Here is a 2,334-nt window from a genome sequence, read left to right on the forward strand (position 1 = left end):
CGGCGTAAGCACCTAATAACAGACCGGATATGAATGCCAGCTTCTGGGCGATATGATTGCCTCATCAAATATGGTGAGGTGATTTTTATTGGATGAGAAGCCAGAGATTGTTCGCATCAAATTGGAAGAGAATCAACGCCGGCAGACTCAGAGCGTGCCGACTAAGGCGTTCCAGGTCAGGATTGGTGACAATAAGACCGTGGTGGTCTATGGCCGGATTCAAGGTTACATTCTTGACGCCCTACTGAAAGCCGTGTTCAACGATGCTCATTGATGTGCGTAGACTAAGCGGCATTTATCTGATCTGTGGCAAGACCGACTTGCGTCGCGGCATCGATGGTTTGGCTGGCGTGATCAAGGAAGAATATCAACTTGACCCATACAGTCGAGTGCTATTTCTATTCTGTGGCACACGCAAGGATCGGTTCAAAGCCCTCTACTGGGCTGGTGATGGATTCATACTGCTCTATAAGCGGATCGAAGACGGCCGACTTCAGTGGCCAACGACCCAAAGTGAGGTGAAAAAGCTACACGCAAAACAACTAGAACGGCTGTTATCGGGCTGGGGACTGGAGTCCACAGTTCGGCCTTACTGTCCACAAAGACAGACGCCGAATTCTGGTAAAGTGTCCACTAAATAAAGCTAGGAAGCCTGTCGTTTCAGTGGTACACTCAGCCCATCTTGATGAATTGAGGTCCACGCCGATGGCGAAAACGACTGAAGAATTACTCGAGCAGGCGCTCGAGCAAAATAGCGAACTGACCAAACAGGTTGGGAGTCTGACTGACCAAATTCAGGCCCTGACGGAACAGGTCGCATATTTAACTCGGAAACTCTACGGGTCTCATTCAGAGAAGCTGGTTGATCCGAATCAGCTTTCTCTGTTGGAGGACAGTAGTGTTTTTACGGACCCAGAGCAGACTGGGGAACAAAGCGAAGAAGCAGTCGTAACGTCAACCCAGCGTAAAGCTAAACGGCGCCGCGTTGAAACCATTGATGTCAATCTACCGGTTGAAGAAACGGTTATTGAGCGCGAACGCAGCGTTTGCGAACATGGACATCAGCTGATAAAGGTCGGCAAACACTTTGTTCGCCAGGTCGTGCAACACATTCCAGGTAGACTCTATGTTGAGAACATTTATGAAGCGACATACAAGTGCGCTGACTGTGAACAATCCGATGGCGTCTCTCACCTGTATCAAGGCCAGGCGCCGCAGGCGTTGTTTCCTCACAGCGAGGCAACCCCATCATTAGTCGCCGAGGTGCTTCATCAGAAATATACTCTGGGGACCCCACTCTACCGCCAGAAATTGGAGTGGGCGCGTGCTGGCCTGATCGTCAGCGAAACAACGATGGCCAACTGGGTCATTAACGCCGCAGAAATCGTCAGACCAGTTTATGATCTAATGCATGAACATCTCTTATCGCAGCGATTTCTTCAGGGTGATGAAACACCATTCCAAGTGTTAAGAGAACCTGGCAAGTCTGCCAGGAGCAAGTCTTACATCTGGGTCGAGCGCAGTATTCGTCTCGCCGACCAGCAGGTCGTCTACTACGCATATGGCAATACCCGTTCCGGTAAGTTCGCCCAGCAAATTTACTCAGGTTATACGGGTGTCCTGCAGTGTGATGGCTACGCCGGTTATAATCTCCTCGGCGACAGCGTCATCCGGGTTGGTTGTTGGGCCCACGTAAGACGCAAGTTCTACGATGACGCCGTGAAGGTCAAAGGTAAGTTCACTCGCACGAAGCCTTTAGAGCTGCTCAACCAGATGTTCCATTTGGAAGAACAGTGGCGCCTTCTCTCGCCAGAGGAGCGTCTGAAGTGTCGACAGACCGACCTGAAACCGCTGATCGATCAGTTCTGGGCATGGTGTGAACAAGCCGCTCCAGCGCCAAAGTCGCGATTGGGCGTCGCTTTGACCTACGCCTTGAATCAGCGCCAAATGCTCAACCGTGTCTTGGAGTTTGGCGAGATCGATCTGAGTAATAACGCTTCAGAGCGAAACATGAAGTCCTTCGTGATCGGTCGCAAGAACTGGTTGTTTGCGACGAGCCCGAAGGGTGCCGAGGCCAACGCCATCTGGATGACGATTGTTGAGACCGCAAAGGCCAACGGACTGGATCCAAGAACTTACATCGAACGTCTTCTGCACGAGCTGTCGCAGCTTCCCACTTCTCCTACGAGAGAACAAGCTGAGTCTTATTTACCTTGGAATCAGTATCTGAAGCCATCAAAACAAGAGATTGCTTGAACAACGAAGGGGCGTAATCCGAGAATGCGGATTACGCCCTTTCTTAGTTTGCCAGGCGGTCGGTTATTGGGTGCTTAC

At 51.0% G+C, this 2,334-nt stretch carries 3 protein-coding genes; all 3 read left to right on the top strand.

Going from position 1 to position 2,334, the window contains the following annotated elements:
* Positions 1-88: 88 nt before the first annotated feature.
* The 3 genes from JUE30_RS11165 to JUE30_RS11175 all read left to right on the top strand — a co-directional run bounded on the left by JUE30_RS11165 (position 89) and on the right by JUE30_RS11175 (position 2,256).
* Positions 89-274 (top strand): hypothetical protein, encoded by a 186-nt coding sequence (locus JUE30_RS11165; RefSeq protein WP_125583057.1) that lies wholly within the window; start codon positions 89-91, stop codon positions 272-274.
* A complete protein-coding gene (tnpB, locus tag JUE30_RS11170) occupies positions 264-641 on the top strand; it encodes an IS66 family insertion sequence element accessory protein TnpB (RefSeq protein WP_203624885.1) in 378 nt (125 codons plus the stop codon). The genes JUE30_RS11165 and tnpB overlap by 11 nt, the downstream gene beginning before the upstream one ends.
* A gap of 64 nt (positions 642-705) precedes the next feature.
* Complete coding sequence (locus JUE30_RS11175) at positions 706-2,256, top strand: IS66 family transposase (protein ID WP_203624886.1); 1,551 nt, start codon at positions 706-708, stop codon at positions 2,254-2,256.
* Positions 2,257-2,334 lie beyond the last annotated feature (78 nt).

The sequence above is a fragment of the Lacticaseibacillus sp. 866-1 genome, assembly GCF_016861825.1.
GTDB lineage: Bacteria > Bacillota > Bacilli > Lactobacillales > Lactobacillaceae > Lacticaseibacillus.